A 594-nucleotide genomic window follows, 5' to 3' on the forward strand; every position below is an offset into this window, starting at 1 on the left:
GGTGTGATGCCGCGGGCTCGGACCATGCGGCGGTACTTGTCGTGGTCGTAGCCGCGGTCGGCGTAGATGCGGCGTGGCCGGCGGCGTGGTTTGCCGACCACGCCCCGGATCGGTGGGACGGCGTCGATGAGCGGGATCAGCTGGGTGACGTCGTTGCGATGCCCGCCGGTCAGAGTCACGGCCAGCGGGACCCCGCTTGCGTCGGTGGTCAGGTGATGCTTGGAACCGGGCTTGCGCCGGTCGACCGGGCTCGGCCCGGTGTGGTCCCCCCTTTGAGCGCGCGCAGGTGGGTGGAGTCGACCAGGGCGGCGGACAGGTCCAGCAGCCCGGCGGCGCGCAGTTCGGCGAGCAGCCGCTCGTGCAACTGCTGCCAGACACCTGCCTCGTGCCACTCGGTCAACCGCCGCCAGCAGGTCGAGCCCGAGGCGCCGAACAAGGCGGTGGGCAGCCGGTTCCAGCCGATCCCGGTACGCACCGCGTACAGGATGCCCTCCAGCGCGGCCCGGTCGTCGGCACGCCTGCGGCCCGGATAGCGGAAACGCCTCGGGCATACCGGGATCAACGGTTCCAGCCGAGCCCACAGCTCGTCGGTCA

Annotated in this window: 1 pseudogene; it reads right to left on the minus strand. The window is 71.7% G+C overall.

From position 1 onward, the window contains the following. Positions 1-594 (minus strand): annotated as a pseudogene (locus ABFX45_RS46260) (IS5 family transposase); the annotation flags it as partial.

It is taken from the genome of Lentzea roselyniae (assembly GCF_039537795.1).
GTDB lineage: Bacteria > Actinomycetota > Actinomycetes > Mycobacteriales > Pseudonocardiaceae > Lentzea > Lentzea atacamensis.